At 33.6% G+C, this 23,829-nt stretch carries 21 protein-coding genes; 12 read left to right on the top strand and 9 right to left on the bottom strand.

All coding sequences use genetic code 11. The annotated features are described in order from the left end of the window. Positions 1 to 109 precede the first annotated feature (109 nt). A complete protein-coding gene (locus OXQ85_RS13920; protein ID WP_267405278.1) occupies positions 110 to 1,009 on the bottom strand; it encodes a CorA family divalent cation transporter in 900 nt (299 codons plus the stop codon). 72 nt (positions 1,010 to 1,081) lie between these two features. Here OXQ85_RS13920 and OXQ85_RS13925 point away from each other — a divergent pair, with 72 nt between their 5' ends. Next, the gene (locus tag OXQ85_RS13925) at positions 1,082 to 2,104 is read left to right on the top strand and encodes a beta-ketoacyl-ACP synthase III (RefSeq protein WP_267405279.1); all 1,023 of its coding nucleotides are present in this window, start codon (positions 1,082 to 1,084) and stop codon (positions 2,102 to 2,104) included. 129 nt (positions 2,105 to 2,233) lie between these two features. On the opposite strand, the gene OXQ85_RS13930 is transcribed toward OXQ85_RS13925, so the two are convergent. Continuing rightward, a complete protein-coding gene (locus OXQ85_RS13930; RefSeq protein WP_267405280.1) occupies positions 2,234 to 3,394 on the bottom strand; it encodes a thioredoxin family protein in 1,161 nt (386 codons plus the stop codon). A gap of 236 nt (positions 3,395 to 3,630) precedes the next feature. On the opposite strand from OXQ85_RS13930, the gene OXQ85_RS13935 reads away from it, so the two are divergent. Together OXQ85_RS13935 and OXQ85_RS13940 are read left to right on the top strand one after the other, a co-directional pair. Beyond that, positions 3,631 to 4,467, top strand: a complete 837-nt coding sequence (locus tag OXQ85_RS13935; protein WP_267405281.1) for an AraC family transcriptional regulator — start codon at positions 3,631 to 3,633, stop codon at positions 4,465 to 4,467. A 319-nt stretch (positions 4,468 to 4,786) separates the two neighbouring features. Continuing rightward, complete coding sequence (locus OXQ85_RS13940) at positions 4,787 to 5,680, top strand: hypothetical protein (RefSeq protein WP_267405282.1); 894 nt, start codon at positions 4,787 to 4,789, stop codon at positions 5,678 to 5,680. 108 nt (positions 5,681 to 5,788) lie between these two features. Here OXQ85_RS13940 and OXQ85_RS13945 read toward each other — a convergent pair whose 3' ends face one another. The 5 genes from OXQ85_RS13945 to OXQ85_RS13965 form a co-directional block, all read right to left on the bottom strand. After that, a complete protein-coding gene (locus OXQ85_RS13945; RefSeq protein WP_267405283.1) occupies positions 5,789 to 5,986 on the bottom strand; it encodes a hypothetical protein in 198 nt (65 codons plus the stop codon). A gap of 248 nt (positions 5,987 to 6,234) precedes the next feature. Beyond that, positions 6,235 to 6,426 carry a cytochrome C551 gene (locus OXQ85_RS13950; protein WP_267405284.1) on the bottom strand — a complete coding sequence of 64 codons (192 nt, stop codon included), beginning with the start codon at positions 6,424 to 6,426 and terminating at the stop codon, positions 6,235 to 6,237. 230 nt (positions 6,427 to 6,656) lie between these two features. Then, on the bottom strand, positions 6,657 to 8,282 hold the full coding sequence (gene pruA / locus OXQ85_RS13955; protein ID WP_267405285.1) for an L-glutamate gamma-semialdehyde dehydrogenase: 1,626 nt from the start codon (positions 8,280 to 8,282) through the stop codon (positions 6,657 to 6,659). A gap of 324 nt (positions 8,283 to 8,606) precedes the next feature. Beyond that, entirely contained in the window at positions 8,607 to 9,710 is a 1,104-nt protein-coding gene (locus OXQ85_RS13960; protein ID WP_267405286.1) for a DNA topoisomerase IB, read from the bottom strand. Positions 9,711 to 9,915: 205 nt separating this feature from the next. Beyond that, complete coding sequence (locus OXQ85_RS13965; protein WP_267405287.1) at positions 9,916 to 10,353, bottom strand: DUF6526 family protein; 438 nt, start codon at positions 10,351 to 10,353, stop codon at positions 9,916 to 9,918. A 604-nt stretch (positions 10,354 to 10,957) separates the two neighbouring features. Here OXQ85_RS13965 and OXQ85_RS13970 point away from each other — a divergent pair. From OXQ85_RS13970 to OXQ85_RS13990, 5 genes are all read left to right on the top strand, one after another. Beyond that, positions 10,958 to 12,727 carry an aminopeptidase P family protein gene (locus OXQ85_RS13970; protein ID WP_267405288.1) on the top strand — a complete coding sequence of 590 codons (1,770 nt, stop codon included), beginning with the start codon at positions 10,958 to 10,960 and terminating at the stop codon, positions 12,725 to 12,727. Between the two features lie 316 nt (positions 12,728 to 13,043). Beyond that, positions 13,044 to 13,610 carry a Crp/Fnr family transcriptional regulator gene (locus tag OXQ85_RS13975; protein WP_267405289.1) on the top strand — a complete coding sequence of 189 codons (567 nt, stop codon included), beginning with the start codon at positions 13,044 to 13,046 and terminating at the stop codon, positions 13,608 to 13,610. Positions 13,611 to 13,664: 54 nt separating this feature from the next. Further along, positions 13,665 to 14,690 carry a saccharopine dehydrogenase gene (locus tag OXQ85_RS13980; RefSeq protein ID WP_267405290.1) on the top strand — a complete coding sequence of 342 codons (1,026 nt, stop codon included), beginning with the start codon at positions 13,665 to 13,667 and terminating at the stop codon, positions 14,688 to 14,690. After that, positions 14,687 to 15,265 carry an NAD(P)H-dependent oxidoreductase gene (locus tag OXQ85_RS13985; protein ID WP_267405291.1) on the top strand — a complete coding sequence of 193 codons (579 nt, stop codon included), beginning with the start codon at positions 14,687 to 14,689 and terminating at the stop codon, positions 15,263 to 15,265. Before OXQ85_RS13980 ends, OXQ85_RS13985 begins: the two co-directional genes overlap by 4 nt. A gap of 318 nt (positions 15,266 to 15,583) precedes the next feature. Further along, positions 15,584 to 16,279 carry a DUF1826 domain-containing protein gene (locus OXQ85_RS13990; RefSeq protein ID WP_267405292.1) on the top strand — a complete coding sequence of 232 codons (696 nt, stop codon included), beginning with the start codon at positions 15,584 to 15,586 and terminating at the stop codon, positions 16,277 to 16,279. Between the two features lie 66 nt (positions 16,280 to 16,345). Here OXQ85_RS13990 and mnmE read toward each other — a convergent pair whose 3' ends face one another. Continuing rightward, the gene (gene mnmE / locus OXQ85_RS13995) at positions 16,346 to 17,731 is read right to left on the bottom strand and encodes a tRNA uridine-5-carboxymethylaminomethyl(34) synthesis GTPase MnmE (RefSeq protein WP_267405293.1); all 1,386 of its coding nucleotides are present in this window, start codon (positions 17,729 to 17,731) and stop codon (positions 16,346 to 16,348) included. A gap of 87 nt (positions 17,732 to 17,818) precedes the next feature. After that, a complete protein-coding gene (locus OXQ85_RS14000; RefSeq protein ID WP_267405294.1) occupies positions 17,819 to 18,289 on the bottom strand; it encodes an Lrp/AsnC family transcriptional regulator in 471 nt (156 codons plus the stop codon). A gap of 143 nt (positions 18,290 to 18,432) precedes the next feature. On the opposite strand from OXQ85_RS14000, the gene OXQ85_RS14005 reads away from it, so the two are divergent. The 4 genes from OXQ85_RS14005 to OXQ85_RS14020 all read left to right on the top strand — a co-directional run bounded on the left by OXQ85_RS14005 (position 18,433) and on the right by OXQ85_RS14020 (position 23,424). Then, entirely contained in the window at positions 18,433 to 19,821 is a 1,389-nt protein-coding gene (locus OXQ85_RS14005) for an MFS transporter (RefSeq protein WP_267405295.1), read from the top strand. Between the two features lie 265 nt (positions 19,822 to 20,086). After that, on the top strand, positions 20,087 to 20,833 hold the full coding sequence (locus OXQ85_RS14010) for a metallophosphoesterase (RefSeq protein WP_267405296.1): 747 nt from the start codon (positions 20,087 to 20,089) through the stop codon (positions 20,831 to 20,833). A 569-nt stretch (positions 20,834 to 21,402) separates the two neighbouring features. After that, positions 21,403 to 22,458, top strand: coding sequence for a saccharopine dehydrogenase NADP-binding domain-containing protein (locus tag OXQ85_RS14015; protein WP_267405297.1), 1,056 nt, complete (start codon positions 21,403 to 21,405; stop codon positions 22,456 to 22,458). Positions 22,459 to 22,506: 48 nt separating this feature from the next. Further along, positions 22,507 to 23,424 (top strand): helix-turn-helix domain-containing protein, encoded by a 918-nt coding sequence (locus tag OXQ85_RS14020; protein ID WP_267405298.1) that lies wholly within the window; start codon positions 22,507 to 22,509, stop codon positions 23,422 to 23,424. The last annotated feature ends 405 nt before the right edge of the window (positions 23,425 to 23,829 follow it).

The following is a 23,829-nucleotide window of genomic DNA, read 5'->3' on the forward strand; positions in this document are numbered from 1 at the left end:
CAAAAAAAATGAGCTCAAACAAATGCTGCGATCGGGGCTAAGGATTTTGTCATATATTCAATGAAAATCAATTAAATAAAATTTATAATCAAGAAGAATTTAATCAAAACTACCACTGTTTCCTTCTTGCATAAATAAAAGTACAGATCACCACCAAAGTCATTATACCAATGGTGATATAATATCCGTATTTATAGTGAAGTTCAGGCATATGATCGAAATTCATCCCGTAAACGCCGGCGATAAAAGTAATTGGTAAAAAGTAAACGGAATAAATAGCCAAAACCTTCATCACCTGATTCGCTTTTTGGTCTGAAAGTGCCAAAAACATCCCGATTAAGTTGGTAATCTGAATATTCAGATGATCGAAATCGGCAACCACATCTTTATGTTTATCTTTTAAATCCACCACTTCAGAATCCTGCAAACCAAGCAATTTAAACTTATCAATAGCATCAGTAGAAATTGTCAAAACTCTTGAATTTAAGCCAGACTTTCTTTTAAGTTTATACAATCTTCGGATTTGATTTGTGTGATTGGTATTTTTCAGGAAAATTTCGTTTTCAATATTATCCATCGTTTCCAGAAGACTTACCGATTCATCATCAAAACTTTTCATAATTAGCAAAGCCATCATCAGCGCAATGTTTTGTGTAGTGGTCTCATCTTTTGAAAGGGAAAGTCTTTTCTTGGTTTCAACAATACTTTTGGTCTTCATCCTGTGAATGGTGATGATGGTATTATCGATTAGGAAAATCCCGATTTTTGTGCTGATATCGCTTATGGTGTTGAGGTTTTTCCTTTCCAGTTCAGTACTTTCACGAAGAAGGTAAAATCTCACATTTCCGTCTTCTTCATATTTTGGCAGGTGATTCGGATCCATCGTATCTTCCAGAAGAAGGTTGTTGATCTCGTATCTTTCGTGAAGAAATTTCAGGTCTTCCTGCGTAGGAGCCTCCACATCTACCCATTCGCACTGGGAATCTCTGTAAATCGTATCAATTGGCATAAAGTAAAAATACTAATATTTTGAAATACTATGTGTTAAATAAGTTTATCTTTGCCAAAATTAAAAAACTATATGATTAAAAGTACAATAAAAGGGATCGGATTTTATGTTCCAGATAACGTTGTTACCAATGATGATCTAGCAAAATTAATGACCACCAATGACGAATGGATTACGGAGCGAACGGGAATTAAAGAAAGAAGACACCGAAAAAACAGATATGATTCTCAGGAAACCAGTGCTTTTTTAGGATATAAAGCTGCTGAAAAAGCGATTGCTAATGCAGGTTTAACTTCAAAAGATATCGATTATATTATTTTCGCAACACTTTCTCCGGATTATTATTTCCCTGGATGTGGCGTTTTGCTTCAGGATATGTTGGGTTGCGATACCATCGGAGCATTGGATGTGAGAAATCAGTGCTCAGGTTTTGTGTATTCAATGAGTGTGGCGAATGCTTTCATTAAATCAGGAACCTATAAAAATATTTTAGTGGTTGGTGCGGAAGTTCATTCTTTCGGACTTGATTTTTCAGACGAAGGAAGAGGTGTTTCTGTTATTTTCGGAGATGGGGCAGGAGCTGTTGTTCTTTCTGCGACAGAAGATGAAAATGCAGGAGATATTTTAGCAATGAATATGCATTCTGAAGGTAAATTTGCCGATGATTTGTGTACACAATTCCCAGGCTCTAAATTCGGTTGGAGCGACAGAATGAGAAAAGATCCTGAAAATGTAACGGATAAGGAAGTTTACCCAATTATGAACGGAAATTTTGTGTTCAAACATGCGGTAACGAGATTCCCTGAAACGATGCAGGAAGCGTTGGACAAAGCAGGAAAAACAATCGATGATGTCGATATGTTCATTCCTCACCAGGCAAATTTGAGAATTGCTCAGTTTGTGCAGCAAAAGTTTGGTTTGCCGGACGAGAAAATTTTCAACAACATCCAGAAATACGGAAATACAACGGCAGCTTCTATTCCGATTGCGTTAAGTGAAGCGATTGAAGCAGGAAAAGTAAAAAGAGGAGATTTAGTACTCCTTTCAGCTTTCGGAAGTGGTTTCACTTGGGGAAGTGTTTTGTTTCAATATTAAAAATAAATGCTACGAATACACTAATTATTTATTTGAAATAAAGAGATTATTCGTGCATTCGTGGCAAAATAAAAAAAATCCGAAGAACCAATACGTTTTTCGGATTTTCTATGTTTTAAAACTTTAAAATTAAAGACTTTGCAATAATTTTTCAGTATCTCCAGAATCTTGTCCTGTTGCTTTTGCTAAAGCAATCGATTTTTCTGCCCAAAGTTTAGCATTTTTCTTATCTCCAACTTTGTTATAAAGATTTGCTAAAGTATCTGTATTGGCATAATTTTCATTCTTTTTAACAGATTCCTGAGCCCAAGCGACGGCTTTTTCTAAAGACGATTTTGTATTTACATTTTCAAAGAAATTCCAAGCCAATGAATTCAATTCTTCAGAGCTGTTAGCTGTTGTATCTTTGTATAATTCCAACGCTAGTTTTTCGTAAGTCGAGATGTCTTTTGCTCTTAACGCTCTGTTGGCTCTTGCTTTTTTCAGTATTGTTTCTGCTTCAGGTTTAGACAAAAATTTCTGAGCTTCTGTTAAGAAATAATCGTCATTCCAGGTTTTTGCTTCTGCGTTATATGACTTTTTAAAAATATTGCTGATTTTAATATTTTTGTCAAGGTCTGCATATCTTTCAGGTGTAATCACCTTAGAAATTTCAGCTTTTTTGGTCTGGAAAATTTTATATAAAGGGCTGTCCATGTTCTGAGCGCCCATTAATAACATTTGAATGTCGTCCTGATCATATTCCGTTTTTGCGGCAAAATAACGTTCCATAACTCTGCTGGCAAATGCTGCATCATTATACATTGTAAGACCTGCAAGATTTTTCAAAAACTCAGGATCTTTTTCTCCGTTTTCGAATTTCTGCTTTAAAGCGGTTAATCTTTTTGAAGGATCTCCTGCATCTTTTGCAAATTGAATGAAATCATTTTCTTCAACATAACCTAATGTTCTGTGAACTTCCTCTCCATCACCATTGATGAATAAATACGTAGGAAATGCTTTCACATTATATTTTTTTGCCAAACCAATTCCTTCACCTTTTTCCATATCAATTTTTGCATTGATGAAATGCGAATTATAATAATCTCCGACAGACTGTAGCGGGAAAATGTTTTTTACCATCAGTTTACAAGGGCCGCACCATGAGGCGTAAGCATCAACAAAAACCAATTTGTTTTCTTTTTTTGCTTTAGCTAAAATGGTTGCGAAATTGCTGTCTTCGAATTTTATTCCTTGCGCAAAAGCCAATGCACCGATGAATAATGAAGAGAATATTGCTATTTTTTTCATAAATACTTTTTAATGGTTACAAATGTAATAATTAACTTAACACATAAGTCGTGTAATGTGTTTAAATAGTTACAATCTATTTCAATGAAATTTTTAGTTTAAATAAGACTAAATTAACTTCCGGAATTCAATTTAAAAGTGAAAATTAATGTTAAAAAAAATTAAATAACGTAGATATTTCACTGAAAAATAAAATATTAGTATTTTTGTGCAAAACAATACTAAGAACTATGAAAATGATGAATTATTATAAAACAAAAAGTAATAATTTATTATTAATGCTCAAAAATCTTCTAAAACTTGCTTTTTTCTTAATATTTGCCGTCTTTATTTCTGCTCAGGAAAAAACATCTTTATCTGAAATTCCTAAAAATGAATCTTTAAACCTGAAAAATGATCAAAATGATGTTCAGGAAACGATTGCAGACGCTTATGATAATTTCGCTGTTTATTATAAAAAACAAAATCAAATAAATCTTATTAAAAATATTGTAATTGCTATTTTAATTATATCATTAATCGCGCTTTATTTTTTTTATAATTCTAAACAGAAAAGACAGTTTGCTAAATTTAAAGATATCATCAGAAACCAAAAGAAGGTAAGTTTTGCATATAATAATGAAGCGGTGGAAATTGATGACTTTTCAAATATATCAGTGGTTGAAATCGGGCAGAGTGAAGAAATAAAAAAGAGAACAGAATCTCTGATGACCTCCGAAACTGAAACCAAATTACTGGAACTTCTGGAAACTTTTGAAAAAGGAAATCTTTACAATAATAAGAATATGTCGCTTCCTTTTTTGGCGGGCGAGCTTAATACGAATACCAAATATCTTTCGTATGTGATCAATCAGCATAAAAGTGCAGACTTTAAAACGTATGTAAACCGCTTAAGGATAAATTATATTGTTGATAAGCTAATTAACGATGAAAAGTACCGCCAGTACAAAATAAGCATCTTGGCAGACGAATGCGGTTTTTCTTCACACAGCAAGTTTGCATCAGTATTTAAGGCAGTTACAGATTTTTCCCCTTCCGCTTTTATTAAGCATTTGGATGATAAAAAAGCCTGAGTGGTATCTGTTCATTTTCCTGAAAATAATTAAATAATTCCCTGTTTAAAATCCTTATTCTTATCATTTTCCTGAAAACAGATAAGCATTTGTTTTATGTAAAATCATAGCTTTCATATATTTGCAACGGTTTTACGAGACAGACTATATTCTGCAGCCTGTCACATTTTTTCCGGAAAAATTATTCTTGTTTAAAAGAATATGTCTTGTATTACCAACCTAAACACTAAACTAAGAACTACTAAAAGGTATAAAATATACTGACATGTATTTTGTATCAACCATGAAACTACTTTTAAACTAGTAACAAGTTAAACGGATGAGAACAACTTTAACATTCGCTATGGCGGCTGTGTTGTCTAATTTTGCCTATGCGCAAATTGGTATCAATACTGCTAATCCATTGGCGAGCTTAGATGTCGTAGCTAAAAAAACCGACGGCTCTACAGCAGAAGGCATTTTGCCACCCAGACTTACGGGAGATCAAATAAAAATGGGTGACGACAGATACACCAGTGTACAAGCGGGAGTCATTGTATTTGCAACCGCACCGGTAAGTACATCAAGTGCCAAAACAGCAAATATTACAACGGCAGGTTTGTATTATTTCGACGGAACAGAATGGCAGAAAATGATTTCCGGAGACCCTAAGAAACTGAATGTACAATCTTGGGGAGACATTAAAAGTTCTGCACAAAATATAGATCACAACGGTTGGTATTTACTTAACGGAAGATCTATTTCAACTCTATCACCAACGGCGCAGAGTTCGGCGATGAGCTTAGGGTTTACCTCAATCCTGCCAGATGCAACAGATAGGGTTCTAAAAACACGAAGTGGAAATGAAATGATAGGAAGTGAAGGAGGAACAAACAGCCTGGTGCTTACCCGCTCGAATTTACCGAATATTAATCTTACAGGGATTATCAGTGGTATTGCAGAAAGCGCGGGAACGCACAATCACACGTCTAATGAAGGTGGATTTTTGTTAGGTGGAACGAGTACCGGAAATAATGGCTCAGGGCATTATCAGGGAAATTCAACACCAACATCATGGGGTGGAGTAGGAATGCTGGGAAATACAGCTAATTCAGGAGCACATACTCATGCTTTGGCAGGTACGGCTACTATTCCGACAGGTGGAACAGGAAATGCCTTAGATAACAGATCTGCGTATTTAGTTGTAAATACATTTATCTATTTAGGCGAATAATTTTTAATAGAATCTAAATTTCTATACAACAATCGGGGTTGATTGCCCGATTTTTCAGTCAAGTTTTTTTAAGTAAGAATCCGCAGATTTTTTTCTGCGGATTTATTTCTATTTCGTTACTGTGCTATCTTTTTTTAGTGTATCCACAGGTGCTGGTTCTGAATTGGCCACCGCCGAATCTCCCATCGTATTTCTTATAGAATCTTTATTGTGCTCTGCTTTAAATTCTTCTCTATTTTCTTTTTTATCCGCACAGCTTCCTAAAGTTAATAAGCCTAAAACGCCTCCAATCCATAATTTTTTCATAGTCTAATATTTTTGATGTTTAGTATTAATCAAATATAATGATTTAAAGTAAAAAGTAAAAAGTAAAAAGTAAAAAGTAAAAAGTAAAAAGTCATTTAATAGATTTTTAAATCAATAAGAAGTCCCGAAGGGACGACTTAAAATAGGGTAGGATGATAATCCTATCAAACAAACAATAAAATATCCATCAATCAAAAAAATCCGCAGAACTTTAATCTACGGACTTTCTATTTAAGGTTAAACTTTTATTATTTAACAGTTGTTGCAGAATCTATTTTAATAGTGTCAGGTGGTGTACTCATAACCGCCGAATCTGTGGTAGCAGGAGCACTTTGTATAACAGTTGTTGAGTCTGTATTACTTGTTGACATAGACGATTCCTTTGTTCCGCAACTTACTGCGATGATTCCTAATCCAAAGACTACTAATAACTTTTTCATAATATTTATTTTTTGGTGTATTAGTAAAAGTTCAATTATTATTCCTAATACATAGAATGAATTACTAAAATATTGATAAAGTGATTTAAAATTTGTTAATATTCAATTATTTAAGCTTAAATAGAAACTTTAAACCAAAAACGAACAACCATCAACAGAAAACAAAAAAAGCCCCGAAATCAAAATTTCGAGGCCTTGTCAATCATTTATCAATGATCAATTATCATTTATTACCCTAAATATGGATATTTATAATCTTTAGGAGAAACAAAAGTTTCCTTAATAGATCTTACAGACGTCCATCTTAGTAAGTTCATTTTAGAACCTGCTTTATCGTTTGTTCCAGAAGCTCTACCACCACCGAAAGGCTGCTGACCAACAACTGCACCTGTAGGTTTGTCGTTGATGTAGAAGTTTCCAGATGCATTTTCTAACGCTTTGAATGCTTCATTTACAGCATATCTGTCTTGTGCAAAAACTGAACCTGTTAATGAATAAGGAGAAGAAGAATCTACCAACTGTAGAGTTTCAGCCCATTTTGCATCTTCATAAACGTAGATTGATAAGATTGGTCCGAAGATTTCTTCAACCATACTTTCGTACTGAGGATTTGTAGTTTCGATAACTGTTGGGTTTACAAACCATCCTTTAGAATCATCAACATTTCCACCGATTACAACATTTGCTTCGTTTGAAGCGTTTGCTCTGTCGATATATCCTTTACATTTTTCGAAAGAATTTTTGTCGATTACTGCGTTTACGAAGTTTGAAGGATCTTCTGGAGAACCGATTTTAATAGAACCGATCTGAGTTTCCATTACTTTTTTCACATCAGCCCAAAGAGACTGAGGAATATAAGCTCTTGAAGCCGCAGAACATTTTTGTCCCTGATATTCGAAAGCCCCTCTTACCAAAGCAGTAGCAACAGCTTCTACATTTGCTGAAGGGTGAGCGATCACGAAATCTTTTCCTCCAGTTTCACCAACGATTCTTGGGTACGTTCTGTAGTTGTGGATATTATCACCGATCATTTTCCACATTCCCTGGAATACTTTTGTAGAACCCGTGAAGTGAAGACCTGCGAAATCTCTGTGTGCCAAAACTTTCTCAGCAGTTTCTTTTCCATCCGTAAAAATCATGTTGATTACCCCTTTTGGAAGACCCGCTTCAGTTAAAACATCCATAATTACTTTAGCAGAATATACTTGCTTATCAGATGGTTTCCAAACGACTACGTTTCCAAGCATTGCCATACAGGTTGGTAAATTTCCTGAAATCGCTGTAAAGTTGAACGGAGTTACCGCAAAACAGAATCCTTCTAATGGCCTGTATTCAACTCTGTTCCAGATTCCTGCATCAGAAACCGGCTGTTCAGAATACATTTCCGTCATGAATTCTACGTTGAATCTTAAGAAATCGATGAACTCACATGCAGCATCAATTTCAGCCTGATGAACGTTCTTAGACTGTCCGATCATCGTCGCCGCGTTGATTACATCTCTGTAAGGTCCCGCCAAAAGATCAGCAGCTTTTAAGAAAATAGCAGCACGGTGTTCCCAACCAAGCTCGTTCCATTCTTTTTTTGCAGCCAATGCAGCGTTGATGGCATCATCCACATGTTGCATTGTTCCTCTGTGATAAAAACCGAAATCATGAGCATGATCCTGAGGAGACTGAAGCTGAACTGTATCACCAGTTTTTACTTCTTCACCGTTAATGATCATTGGGATTTCTATCTTCTCAGCCCACATTTTTTTGTATTGAGCGATAAGGCTTTTTACTTCTGGAGTTCCCGGTGCATAAGAGTTTACCGGCTCATTTACTGCAAATGGTACTTGCGAAATTGCTTTTGACATATTACGTTTTATTATTTTAATTTTAAAAATATGTTGGTATACAAATTTACGATAATTAAAGGAAAGAAAAAATACAGCTTTCTGATATAAAATTAATCGAATTGATAAGGTATGTTTAAAAAATATGATCTTTCACCATACGTAATGTAAGAAAGTGTAATGTTTTCATTCTGATATTTCAATTAAAATAAAAAAAGTAATAATTATGTTCAAAATTACTGGGAGAATTCTTGATTAAATCTTACCTTACTCTAAAACTCTAAAACTCTAAAACTCTAAAACTCTAAAACCCTCAAACTCTAAAACCCTCAAACATAAAAGCCCCTACATCTTTTCATTCTCCAAGATCTTCAGCACAAGTTTTTCCTCTTGTGTAAGATCTGCTTTTCCGTCATTTTCCTCAATTTGCTCTAATTCATCAAGATATTTTTTAATGGAATTATTTTCGTAGAGATTGATAACCAAAGGATGTACGTAATATTTTCGGCAAACGGCACTCGTATTTCCGAGATGTCCTGCGACAATGTCTAAAGCTTCTTTTACCTTTTTCTTGTATTCTGTATGCGTTTCGGCGTAGCCAATTTCTTTAAAAGCAATTAATGCACTTACAGTTCCCGACCATGTTCTGAAATCCTTTGCCGTAAAATCTTCACCGCTGATTTCTTTAATATAATCATTCACCATTCCAGAATCTACCGAATGACGGTTTCCTTCTTCATCAATAAACTGAAAAAGCTCTTTTCCGGGAATATCTTTGCATTTTTGAATTAATCTTGAAAGTCGTTTACTCTTAAGATCGATATCGTGCATGACTCCTTTTTTTCCCTTAAAATGAAAAGTAATTTTTTGTCCTTTTATCTGAACGTGTTTATCCTTTAAAGTGGTTAAACCAAAAGAACCGTATAATTTTTCGTACGCATTATTTCCGATTCGGATATTGGTTCGTTGCATTAAACTAACGATCAAGGCAAGAATTTTTCTCTTTTCGAATGTTCTTAAAGCTAAATCTTTCTCCACCTGAAGCCGAATTTCAGGTAAAGCATAGCCAAACTGAAGCATTCGGTAAAATTTCGTGTGATTTCGCAAGGCACTCCAAAGCGGGTGATAGCGGTATTGTTTTCTGTGTTTAACATCAAAACCTGTTGCCTGAAGATGCCCGTTATCCAAAGCGCAGATCCACACATTTTCCCAAGCCGGCGGTATTACCAGTTTGTTGATGCGTGTAATTTCTTCTTTGTTTTTGATTTTTTCACCGTCTCTGTAGTAAGAGTACTTTTTTCCGGTTTTCTTTCGGGTGATACCGGCTGTCTCTGCATCGGTGGTATAAATAAGATGTACCGCCTTTGCAGATGCTACCGGATCTTTCATAATTTTGACAATCTTAGAAGGTTTCAGATGCGTGATGAGGTCTAAGTCTGAATTTTCCATAAGATTTGGTTAAGAGTTCCTACCCCTTGAAAATAGCCATGCAATGATGCCTATTACGCCAACTACTAATATGATTCCCCACCACATTCCGGCTTTAAAGATTGTCTCTACTGCTTCACAACTTGTTAATGTTAACAAACATAATATGGTCATACTATATAAGCTCCATTTTTTCATAATTCTTTATTTTTTGGTGTTTATTATTTTAAATTCTGTGGTTATCCGGTCGCCATTTTTTAATTGATCTTTTGATCTGATCACCGGAAATATTTTCGTGCAGAGCCTTATACAGAAGTTCCTTAAACTCATCATCATTGGCGAACCTCAACGCGGCAATTTGTCCAAACGTCAGTTTTTCTTCCACTTCATCAGACCTCAGGCCGAAAATTTCAAAATATCTTTGCTTAAATTCCAATCTTACCATTCGGTTTTGAAGTCCCAATGCATAATGCTGCCTCAGCATAATTGCCAGATAGAAAATCAGGAATATGATAACAGAAAAAAGTATCCAAATTAATTGATTTGCTTCATCATTAAAAATCTTATAGATTCCAAAAACTTCCAGCAGAATTAATAATGGAAGATAAATGAAATGATGTGGAGGATAAAATTTCCTGTGATTTTTATAATTCTGACTTTCCATAATGTGTATATAAGCAAGAACCTTTCCAAAATGTTAAATATTTAATAATAATTGCAATTTGTGGTATGCAATTCATGTTGTTTTGTCTTAAATAATTAAAATTTTTAATCATTTTTTGATACTGAAGTTGTTTTTGATTTTATCTTTTAAAATAAAGTAAAACAGAATGGAAATTCTGCTTTAACAGGACTATATACGGTCGGAAAATTCCCCTCCATTGGACGGGGTGGCGAAAATTTCAAAGAAATTTTTGGCGGGGTGGTTTATTTTCAATCTTTAACATGTAAATTTCCCATTCCGAAGGAATCTAAGCTCAAATTTTTCTAATAAGAAGTTAAATTCCTAGGAAATGACAAACTTTGAACTTATCTCCAATTTTTGAAAAGGATGACTATAACCCTAGCCCCGATTGCAATGAACATCCTTTTTTGAAAAAAAAGATTGTAATGGAAAGCGGGAAAAAGCTCCTAATAAATAAGAAAGTAAGATGATGGCTGAAAATTGACTTGAAAAAGAGCTTTAATTTCGAAGCTAAAAAACTCTTCAAATTCTCTTTCAAGCCTCAAAAAATTCGTAACTTCACCTCTTTAAAAATTATTGAAAAATGACTTCAAAGGAAAAAGTAGCTGCGCTTCGTGAAGAAATGCAGAAAAATAATGTTGATGCATTTATAGTATATTCTGCAGATCCGCATATGAGTGAATATTTGCCGCAGGAATGGCAGGAGAGAGCGTGGTTGTCTGGTTTTTTAGGTTCAGCAGGATTTGTGGTAGTAACGAAAGATAAAGCCGGACTTTGGACTGACGGAAGATATTTTACACAAGCTCCCATTGAATTGGCCGGTTCAGGAATCGATCTTTTTAAAGATGGAATGGAAGGAACTCCCAATTATATCGACTGGATTATTTCTGAAATTCCAGCAAACGGAAAAGTAGCAGTGAATGCTTTGGCGACTGCCCATGCTAATTGGGAGCTGCTAACTCAAAAATTAAACGCTAAAAATATTACGCTGGTAGATAATCCCCTTTTGAAGCAAATCTGGACGGATAGAGGAACGCCTTCGAAAAATCCGATTTTTGTGCATCCTGTAGAAAGAGCCGGGAAATCTGTGATTGATAAAATTGCTGCAATTCGTCAGAAAATGGAAGAGCAGGAGGCTACAGTTCACGTGATTGCAAGTCTGGACGACGTGGCATGGACATTGAATTTAAGAGGAAGCGATGTAGAAAGCAACCCTGTATTTTTAGGCTATCTCATCATTACTAAAAATGATGCAATCCTGTTTACCGATCTAGAAAAAATGGAAGTGGAAGCAAGAAAGCAAATGGATGAGTCTTTTGTGAAAATGATGCCCTACGAAGAGTTTTACAATCATTTAAAGGAATATAAAAATCAAACGGTTTTGGTTTCTCCAAACAGTAATCAATCTATTTATGAGGCTTTAAAATCTGATAATCAGTTTATCAAAGCAGCAGTTCCTGGAAATTTAATGAAAGCTCAGAAAAACGAAACAGAGCTGGAAGGTTTCAGAAAAGTAATGGTGAGAGATGGAGTAGCGATGGTGAAATTCCTTTACTGGCTGACTCACAATGCTGGAAAAGAAGCAATGAACGAATATTCAATCGGTGAAAAACTGAGAGATTTCCGTGCGGAAGGTGAAAATTTTGTAGGAGAAAGCTTCGGAAGCATTGTTGGATATAAAGATAATGGTGCTATTATGCATTATTCCGCTAAAAGTGAAGGCAGTAAAGAAGTGACCAATGATGCAAGTATTTTAGTGGATTCGGGAGGTCAGTATCTTGAAGGAACAACGGATATTACTAGAACACTTGCTTTAGGTGCTGTTTCTGATGATTTTAAAAGAAATTCAACATTGGTTTTGCAAGGCTTGATCCGTTTATCGATGGTGAAATTCCCTAAAGGAACCAGAGGCGTTCAGCTTGATGCAATCGCTAGACTTCCTTTATGGATGGAAGGTAAAGATTACAACCACGGAACTGGCCACGGTGTCGGAAGTTTTATGAACGTTCATGAAGGTCCGCAGAATATCAGAAAAGATATGAATCCGCAGGAACTTTGGTTGGGAATGGTTTGTTCTAATGAACCAGGTTATTATTTGGAAGGAGATTACGGGATTCGCCACGAAAATCTAATCGCAGTAAAAGAATCTGAAACAACTATTCACGGAACTTTTTATGAGTTTGAAACATTGACTTTCTGCCCATTCTTTAAAGATACCATCGTAAAAGAAATTCTTTCTGAAGAAGAAATTTCTTGGCTAAATGCTTATCACAAAACGTGTGAAGAAAAAATAGCTCCATTTTTGGAAGGCGATGTGAAAGATTGGTTCCTTGGATTGGTAAGTCCGTTATAGAAAGTGAACAGTTATTGATGAATTGTGAATTATATTATTCACCTTATTCATTAATTTAGATAAAAAACGTCTTGTAAAACTTATTGCAAGACGTTTTTATTTTTCACAACCGTATTTTTACGGAAACAATTTTAGTAATTATCCTGAATGCTAAGAATGTAATTGAAGGTATCTTTGTATCAACAAAAAAGCAACACTAATCACTTTCATATATACTAAAGTAAATTTCAATTGCAGTAAAATCATCTCGTTCTGGGGTGATTTTTTTATGTATTTTTGTTTGAAAATTACTTTTCCTCAGACTTAATTTAAAATAATGATCCATCAGTTTTTTCAAAGTTTCAATATTTTTTCAGAAAATGAAATCGACGATTTTTTACAGCTTTTTGAAAGAAAAAAACTTAATAAAAATGATTTTTTTGTTCGTGAAGGTGAAAAATGTAAAGAAATTGCTTTTATAGAATTAGGTATTTTTAGGTCTTATTATATTTCTGATGATGGAAAAGACATGACATATTGTTTCAGGTTTCCCAATGATTTAATAGCTTCCTATTCTTCATTTATTTCTGAAAAACCAAGCATAGAAAATATGCAGGCCATTTCAGATGCCGAGATCTTAATCATCAAAAAAAATAAAATTGAAACCTTAGTTAATGAAAATCCTAATTGGATTTTATTTTTAAAAGTAATTGCAGAACAGGAATATCTGGAACTTGAAAAACGATTTTTCCAACTTCAAAGAGATAGTGCAGCAAAGCGTTATGAAGCTTTGCTTGAAAACCAACCTAATTATATTCAGGATATTTCTCTGCAATATCTTGCTTCTTATTTGGGAATTACACAAAGGCATTTGAGCCGAATTCGAAAAGAGATTTCTTTTTAGACATTTGTCCTGTTGATTGAGGTCGTGACTGAATAGTTTTGTGAAAAAAATAAAATGCAGTCAAATATTTTAATTATCGGAGGCACCGGATTGGTGGGTAAAACCGTTGCCCGAATTTTACATTCAAGAAATCCAGAACTTACTATTTTTATCGGAGGCAGAAAAGGTGGAAACAGTGAAAATAATTTATTCATTGATGTGACTAAAATTTCAACCTTTGAAAAGATATTAGAGAAAAATATTCATCTAATTATTCTTTCTGTGAATGATAAAGAAGATCATGTGCTTCGTTTTGCTATCGATCATGAAATAGATTATTTAGATATCACAAAACCTACTCCTGATTTGATGAAAGCTTATAAGTTTGCGAAAAATCATTCCGTAAATAACAAAATTGTTTTCAGTTCTGGCTGGATGGGCGGAATTGTGGCAGGTTTGGTGAATGTTGCTTCGTTGAAAATGAAATCTATTGATGAAGTAAAACTTTTTGTTTATTATTCTGTGAAAGATAAAGCAGGTGAAAGTTCGGCTCATTTTATGGCAGAAAATGTAGCTAACCCTTTTGTAAATTATAAAAATAATCAACCTGTTTCGATAAAACATTTCCTAGATTCCGAATACTTTGATTTCTCTTTTGGAATTGGAAAGCGACAGGTTTATAATTTTGATGTTCCCGATCTGTATATTCTAAATCAAATTGAAAATATCCCGACGGTAAGTGTAAAAATGACGTACAGTTCAAAATTTGTAACCTGGATTTTGGGTGCTTTTCAGAAAATAAAACTCTATAATATTTTATCTTTAAAAGAAAGAAAAATGATTTTTGCAGCCAGTGGAAATGGTGATCAGACTGTTTTTGAAATTATCATTAAAAATAAAGAAGAAACGAAGAAAATCAGTCTTCAAAGTAGAGAAGGGCAAGCGGAACTGACAGCTTTGTCTGCTGTTTTACATACTGAAAAACTGTTGAAAACTGATATTGAAAATAAAGTGTATTTCAGTCATCAGCTTCATGAATCAACATCTTTATTAGAATCGTTGATGAATTATCCATCCATTATAATTCAGGTTGAATCATGAAGAAAATCGTAATTATTAATGGTCATCCCAACAAAAAGTCTTTTAATTTTGGTCTTGCTGAAGCTTATAAAAAAGGAGCTTTGGAATCGGGTGTAGGAGTGAAGGAAATTGTCATTGCTGATTTGAAGTTTAATCCCAATTTGCAATTCGGTTATCAGAAAAGAATGGAACTTGAACCTGATTTGCTCGAAGCATGGAAAAAAATTGAATGGGCAGATCATTTGGTTTGGATTCATCCAGTTTGGTGGGGCGGACTTCCAGCGATCACAAAAGGCCTCATTGATCGACTTTTTCTTCCCGGAATGGCTTTTAAATATCGTGAAAATTCAGTTTGGTGGGACAAATTGCTGAAAGGCAAGTCTGCTCATATTATAACGACTTTGGATCAGCCGGGTTGGTATTATAGATGGTTTTATGGTCGACCAAGTGTGAATCAGCTTAAAAGATCTGTTTTAGAGTTTTGTGGAATAAAACCTGGAAAAGTGACGTATGTGGGAATTGTGAAGACTTCTGATGAGGCTATAAGGAAAAAGTGGTTGGAGAAAATACAAGTACTGGGACAAAAACAAAAGTAGTGTCTAATGGTAAAATTTGAATAGAACGACTGAGATCCTAGCTGTGATAGGAGCATTTGTTTAAGCTCATTTTTAAGTTTTATGGAGGCGGCTGGCGAAGCCAGCCGCCTCTAGAAAATCTACAAAAAATCAACACTAATCATTTTCATATATACTAAAGTAAATTTCAATTGCAGTAAAATCATCTCGTTCTGGGTTGATTTTTTTATTATTAAATCTTTAGAAATAAACTTAAATTAGTAGAATTCTCAACAATTATTTATTAGCTTGGAATTCTTCTTTATTTTTGTAGAATTAATTTAAGGCATCTGTGAATACATGAAAAATGAAATCTTTAATAATCAGGTAAAAGTAGTTTATTCCTTTGCTGAGTTGATAAATACCGCTTTTGAAGGTACCCAAAATGCAATATGCTGGGAGAGAAATTTAGAGGGAGATTTTAAAGAAATTGTTTCTAAACTTAAGTTAAAAGATAATATTACCGAAGTTTTCGCTGAAGATCTTTTAGCGCTGGAATTATCTGAAAAGGGTAGTAAAGCCCGGAAAATTATCTTAGATGATTTGCAGTCACTAACCGATTTCGGAGCTTCTCCTTCACTTAATTTGCTTAAAAATTATGATCGAGATGATGAGTTTGATTTTATCTCAACCGATGTGTATTCTTATCATGTTGACCGTTCTCCGATCGGAACCGATACTTTCTTATGTACCTATTATGGGGCGTCGAGTGATATTTTACCGAACGATCAGGCTATACTAAAAATTTTGATTCCTGAAATTCGCGAAAAGCTTAAAGAATTGCATGACGGCTCAGAAGAAGATTTTGAATCTTTTCTGAAAGAGAATTATTTTGATTTACATTTTGAGCCCAAACCTGATTCCCAACCGATTAATCTAGGTTTGAAAAATCTTTGGAGATTAGCCGTAGATCATCCGCAACAAAAAGTTCTGCCTTGTATTCACAGGGCTCCCATCGAAAATGACGGAGAGTATCGATTACTTTTGATTTGTTAAATGATTTTATATAAATGAACAGCCATTCAGAGAAGAAATGGCTGTTTTATTTTATGTAAAAATGTGTTACTTTCCGATACAAAACTTAGAAAAAATATTCCCCAATACTTCATCATTGGTTACTTCGCCTGAAATTTCACCAAGATGCTCTAAAGCATTTCTAAGTTCATAAGCAAGTAATTCTGTTGAGATTTGAAATGTTATGGCTTCTTTCACTTTATTTACAGCGTCCAAAGATTTTTGCAGGGCTTCAAAATGACGTTGATTGGTAATGATTACATTATTTTCAGAAGCTTTCAGTTGTTCTACGTAAGAAGATAATTCGTTTTTCAGATCCTGAATATTTTGATTTTCAACAGCAGAAATTTTAATAAAATCGAATTCGTGAGCAATTTCATTTCGGAAAATATCTTCCACTTTTTCATACGTTGTCGGAGAAACATCATCAATTTTTGTAGCACAAATGATCAATTTCAAATCCTCTCTCAACAAAGATTTTATCATTTCAATATCTTCAGAAAAATCTTCTGTTGCTGCATCCGCTAAGTATACAAGAATATTGGCGTTTTCTACTTTTTCTTTGGCTTTTTTTACACCGATTGCTTCAATTTCATCCATTGTTTCACGCAATCCGGCTGTATCAATCAAACGAAAAGCATGTCCTTTAATATGTAAAACTTCCTCAATGGTATCTCTCGTAGTTCCGGCAATGTTACTTACAATCGCTCTTTCTTCCTTCAACAAAGCATTTAATAATGTCGATTTTCCGGCATTAGGTTTTCCTATGATGGCAACAGCAGTTCCGTTTTTAATTGCGTTTCCGTATTGAAAACTTTCAATTAACGAATTTAATTTTAATTCTATCTTATTTAATAGCTGATTCAAAGCTGTTCTGTCTGCAAATTCTACATCTTCTTCTGCAAAATCCAGTTCAAGTTCAATCAATGAAACAAAATTTAATAAGTCTGTTCTTAAAAATGATATTTCATTGGTGATTCCACCTTTCAACTGATTAATAGCGACTTTTCTTGATGCTTCATTTTCAGACGCAATAACATCGGCAATGGCTTCCGCTTGGGAAAGATCAATCCTTCCATTGATAAAGGCACGAAGTGTAAATTCTCCGGCTTTTGCCATTCTTGCGCCATTTTTAATCAAAGTTTCAAGAATACGTTTTCCAATATGTGGCGAACCGTGGAAGGTGATTTCAACCGAATTTTCTGTGGTGAAAGTTCGAGGTGCTAAAAATATAGACAACATTACTTCGTCAATCACCTCTTCGCCATCCATAAAATATCCGTAGTGAATGGTGTGGGATTTTTGTTTTTCAAGGTTTTTACCAGGAAAAGATTTCTGTACGACAGATAAAGATTCATTTCCGGAAACTCTGATAATGCCTAAAGCACCTATTCCATTGGCCGTAGCCAGTGCACAAATGGTATCGTTATTCATGCGGCAAATTTACGGATTTTAATTGCAAACCATTATATCCTTTCTCTATGGTAATGATTTTAATGTAATGATTTAATTTCCTTTCATTTACAAAATCTGTACACTTTCCTTAATACTGTTCATTACAAAAATGCTTTTTGTTTGCCCAATGCCTTCAATTTCAGAAAGTTTATTCACAAAAAACTCATGAAATTCATCCATATTCGGAGCCAGAATTTTTAGCATAAAATCAAAATCTCCGCTGATGTTATAAAATTCAACGACCTCTTTTAATTTTCCAACTTCCTCAATGAATTTTCCGGCGGTTTTTTTATTATGAACATTTAAAGCAATCATGCAAATCACCATCATGCCTTTGTTTATCTTTTTTCGGTCAAGAACGGTTGTGTATTCTTTAATGATTCCGGCCTTTTCCATACGCTTAATGCGCTCATGGGTTGGGGTAGGGCTGAGGTTAATTCTTGCTGAAATATCTCTTACACTCAGTTTAGCATCTTTTTGCAGAAGTCTCAGGATAGAAAGATCTTTTTCGTCGGGAGTATAATTTTCTGTAGCCATTTGTTCTGTTTTTGAAAGTTTAATAATCTTAAATAGAATGAATGTTCTTTTAAGTTGTTTTTAAAATTAAATACGTTCCAAATTTAGCATATAATTTTTATAAACGTTCTGTTAATTTTAATTTTGCAGGAAATTTGAATGATATGAACTCAAGGAAAAATTTAATATTAATACTCGCATCAGTAGGAACATTTGTGGAGGCTTTGGATATTGCTATTATTAATTTAACGATTCCTTCCATTCAGGAGCAATTCAATATCAACGCTTCTACCGTACAGTGGTTGCAGACTTTATATGTATTGTTTTTTGGCGGATTTTTAATTATCGGAGGAAAATTATCAGATCAAATCGGAAGAAAGAAAATCTTCCTAATCGGTGGTTTAATTTTTATGTTGACATCTTTGGGAGCTGGTTTATCTACAAACTTTGAATCATTGGCAATCTTCAGAGCATTGCAGGGATTAGGCGCAGCTTTTATTATGCCGTCTGCCATGTCTATTGTTACCAATACCTTTAGAGAAGAACAGGAGAGAAACAAAGCGGTGGGAATTTTCAGTTCCTTTGCGGCTATTGGTTCGGGAAGCGGTTTGTCGATCGGGGGAATCATCACCACTTATCTAAGCTGGCATTGGGTTTTCCTTATCAATGTTCCGATTCTTTTCTTTACATTGATTTTTTCTTATCAATTTTTACCAAAAGACGAAAGAAACGAAAAACCTCAAAATACAGATTTTATTTCAGGAATATTATTGGTTTTAGGATTGCTGAGTTTAACTTACGGAACACACGAATTAATTCAAATCAAAGAACATACGTTCTTCATTATAGGGTCGTTAGCTTTATCTGTTCTGCTGTTAGGGTTGGTTTTTTATCGATTAAAAACAATTTCTCAACCGTTGATTGATCTTCAATTGGTAAAACAAAGATCATTAATGGTAGCAAATATCGTTTTCTTTACATTGGGAGCATTTTTCATTGGATTTTTATTTCTGATTTCATTGATGTTACAAAAAGATATGCACCACAGTTCTGCATCGGCAGGGTTGTTATTGGTTCCGTTTAGTATTTTGTCGGCATGGGTTTCAAAATTTATATTACCACATGTTTCTAAAAGATTAAGCTCCACACAGATTGGGATTTTGGGCTGGTCATTTATGCTGTTGGGTTCATCATTGCTATTTATTTCAGTGTACACAGGGCATCCGTTGGCTATTGTTTTATTAGGAGCAGCGTGCATTTCCGGAATTGGGATGACGTTTTGCTTCACAGGATTATCAATCTTAGGAATTCAGGATATTCAGCCTGCACATTACGGCGTAGCTTCCAGTTTAAGCACCACAAGTTACTTTTTAGGAGCAGGAATCGGATTATCTTTTATGACTTTAATGAGCCAAGTTTTCCCATCACAATTTGCTGTCGGAAGTTTAAGTTTAGAAATCCTGATCAGTTATGCTGTCATCGCATTAGGAATATTAATCTATCTGATTCTGAAAGAAACGAAAATAAAAAAAGCCACTATGGCAGTTTCATAATTCATTGATATATTGTTAATAATAATTCGGAGATATCTAATGGTGTCTCCGAATTGTTTTTTCAAGGAATTTACTGGCCTCGAATTCACATTTTTTTTAATTTCCGCCCATTTTCACAGATATAAGCTTCATGTTCAAACAATTTAAAATCTGCGTAATCTGCAAAATCAGGGAGAAATAAAATCAATATTACACTTGCCATTTATTGAGCAAAAAAAATAGGACAATCTAAAATATTTTACTTTAATTTGCCCATATTATCAGCATGAAAATTCAAATCATCAGCGATCTCCATCAGGAATTTGGCATCACAGATCTATCTTTCGATAATGCAGATCTTGTGATCCTCGCCGGAGATACCAATCTCGGAACCAAAGGCATCGAATGGGTGAAAACAAAAATTCCCGAAAAGCCCGTGATCTATATTCTTGGAAATCACGAATATTATAAAGGCTCTTATCCGAAAACATTGAATAAAATAAAAGCTGCAGCCCAGGATTCAAACATTCATGTACTGGAAAATTCTTTTGTAGACATAGAAAATATTCGTTTTCATGGCGCAACATTATGGACGGACTTTTCCATCTTTGGAGATCCACGATACTACGGGATGTTGTGTCAATCTAAGATGAATGATTACAAGAAAATTACCAGAGATCCATCGTATTCAAAAATGAGAACGGTAGATACATTTAAAATTCATCAGTTCTCAAAACTGTGGTTACAGGAAAGTCTGGAAAATTCAAAAGGATTCAAAAATATTGTCGTTACCCATCACGCGCCAAGTCTGCAATCGGTTCCGGAAGAGTATAAAGAAGATCCGATTACCTCTGCATATGCTTCAAATTTAGAAAGTTTTATCATAGAACATCAACCCTTATTTTGGATTCACGGGCATATTCATACACCTTCACGCTACAAGATTTTAAATACTGAAATCATTTGTAATCCACACGGATATATCGATGAAAAATACAATGGTTATAATAAAGAATTAATTATTGAATTGTAAATTCTATGGAGGCATTAACTTTTTAACGAAATGATTTTTATATATTTTTCAAAATTTAAAATAAACAAAGCATAGTTAAATATAAAATAGTTGCCGTAAAAAACAAAACGAACATTGTACAAGTTAAATTGAGTAACGTTAATAATAAACTTAGTGTAGTAAAAGTTAAAACTGTTGATGTAAAACATAAAACGATCACAGTAAAGTATAAAATGAGCATCACATAAGATAAACTTGATGATGTTAATGATAAAACCAAGATCGTAAAAGTTAAAACTGCTAAGGTAAAAGATAAAACAAGAACCGTCAATTATAAAATAAGAACTGTAAAAAGCATATCATGTATCGTAATTTTCTTTTTTATTAAATCAAATCTTATATTTATCAAAATAGAGTTTACCTCTAATAAGGGCAATCTTTAAAATAATATCTTAAATTATAATTAAGCGAAGTTCAATTATAAAAAAATATTCCTATAAATTATCTTTTCCATAATTGCACAACATACTCCCTGAATTTTATAACAAATTCATATGCCCAATGATAATCTTTGCAAAAAGATTATTGCTATGAAAAACAAAATACTTATCGTTGGAGGGTACGGAGCTGTAGGAAGCATCATTGCAGACAATTTATCGAAAAAATTTCCTAGTCAAATTATCGTTGCGGGCAGAAATCTTTCCAAGGCTAAAAAAACAGCAGAGAAACTTCACCATAAAGTCATTCCTTATCAATTAAATATCAATAATATAACTGATTTTTCAATCCTTAATGATGTTCATCTGGTCATCATGTGTTTAGATCAAACCAACACCGATTTTGTGGAATACTGCATCTCTAAAAACATACATTATATTGATATTTCTGCTCAGTATAAAACATTAAAAAGCATTGAAAATTTAAAATCATTGGCTATTGAGAACAAATCGACAGTGGTTTTAAGTGTAGGTCTTGCCCCCGGAATTACAAATCTTTTAGCAAAATATGCGACTACTGAACTTCAAAACACAACTTCCATCGACATATTTGTTCTTCTTGGATTAGGAGAAAAACATGGCGAAGCTGCTTATAAATGGACTTTCAATAATATTGATTCTCAATATCAACTTTCAGAAAACGGAAAGAACAAAATCATGAAAAGCTTCACAAAACCAATTCAAACCGAGCTTTTAGGTAAAAGAAGCTTCTATCTTTTTGATTTTTCAGACCAGCATGTTTTATTAAATACTTTACAAATTCCAAAAGTTGAAACCAGAATGGCTTTTGATGTAAAATGGTTTACAAATCTTACTTCCATTCTTAGAAAATTAAAGATTACTAAATTATTTAAAAACGAAAAAATCCAAAATCTTGCGATTAAAAGTTTTCATAACTTCACTTTAGGTACAGATCTTTACGCCGTAAAAATTATAGCAAAAAATAAGTCAGGAAATACAAAGGAGTTAAGCATTAACGGAAACAATGAAGGTAAAATAACAGCAATTGTCGCTACAGAAATAGCGATGATTGTTCTGAATAATGACCTTCCTCACGGAGTTTTTCACAGCCATCAAATAGTAAAAGACATTCCTTTATTTTTAAATAATCTCAAACAATATGATTCAGGATTTCAATTAAAAATCTAATGGTTTACCCTTTTTTATTTATTAATTTCGCCTAAATTTTTACCGTTCATGTCTAAAAAATTCATCCCGAAAACAGAAAGTTTCATTTCTCATTTTACTTTCGAAGAATTATTAAATCAAGTAGAATTCGATTTAAGAATAAAAGAATTCGTGGTGATGAATATTGATAAGGTAAATTATTCAGTAAAGCTCAATATGCCTTATCGTTCCGACTATTTTACTGTTTTTTTAATTGAAAAAGGGTACATTCGCTTCCGGTTATCAGATAAAAGTTACGATGTTCAGCAAGGTGATATCATTTTTTGTCCCATTGCAGAAACTTTTTGGGTAGAAGAAATATCTGATGATTATAATGCCAAGTATATTTTCTTTTCCCTCGACTTTATTTCTAATGCAGGCTTCAATTATAAATCAAATGATGTTCTGAAAAGTCTTTCAGAAGATCCCACCAATATTATCCGAAACGAACCGGAAATTTATAAGAGAATACATTTTCATTTAGATGAGCTTAAATCTTTAAATGATACCGAAAAAGAGAATTATTATTTCAATGAAATGATCTGGCATCACTTCTCTCTCGTTATTTATGAGATGGATAACTATATGAAGAAAACCGAGAAAGTAAATAAAGTGAGTTATCGTGAAGACGAGATCACCACCAACTTTTTCATCCTTGTAAGACAACATTTTAAAGAGCAGCATAATGTTCAGTTTTATGCAGATCAGCTATTTATCAGCCGAAAATATTTAACCAAAGTCATTAATAAAACTATTTATAAATCTCCTAGAGATATCATTCATCATGTTTTATTAATTGAATCTAAGATTTTACTGAAAGACTCCAATGCTAATGTAAATGAAGTCGCTTCGCAGTTAAAATTCTCAGATCAGGCCGCTTTCAGCAAGTTTTTCAAAAAACACACCGGAAAATCTCCTTTAGAATATAAAAAGGATGATTTGTTTTGATAAAAGTAAAAAGTAAAAAGTAAAAAGTAAAAAGTAAAAAGTAAAAAGTAAAAAGTAAAAAGTAAAAAGTAAAAAGTAAAAAGTAAAAAGTAAAAAGTAAAAAGTAAAAAGTAAAAAGTAAAAAGATTTTTGCTAATTATCTTAATGATGTCTTTTGGAAAAATTCTTCTGTTAGAAGCAATATCTTTTAAAAATTGACATAGGAAGCTGAAGCGTTAAGAAAATAAAAGATGTGAACGTTAATAAAATTCTAATGTTTGAGCGCGAGGCTATACTTGAATCAAAAGGTTACAGTTAAATTCGCGCGAGTTTAGAATTTTAGCAAACATGTTTTATTTTTAGCTGAAGGTTTCAAGTCTTGAATTTTTGTTTCTTTTGTTTCAAGACAAAAGAAAAATATTTGAT

The organism is Chryseobacterium sp. GM_Chr_2, assembly GCF_026540445.1.
In the GTDB taxonomy this organism is placed as follows: domain Bacteria; phylum Bacteroidota; class Bacteroidia; order Flavobacteriales; family Weeksellaceae; genus Chryseobacterium.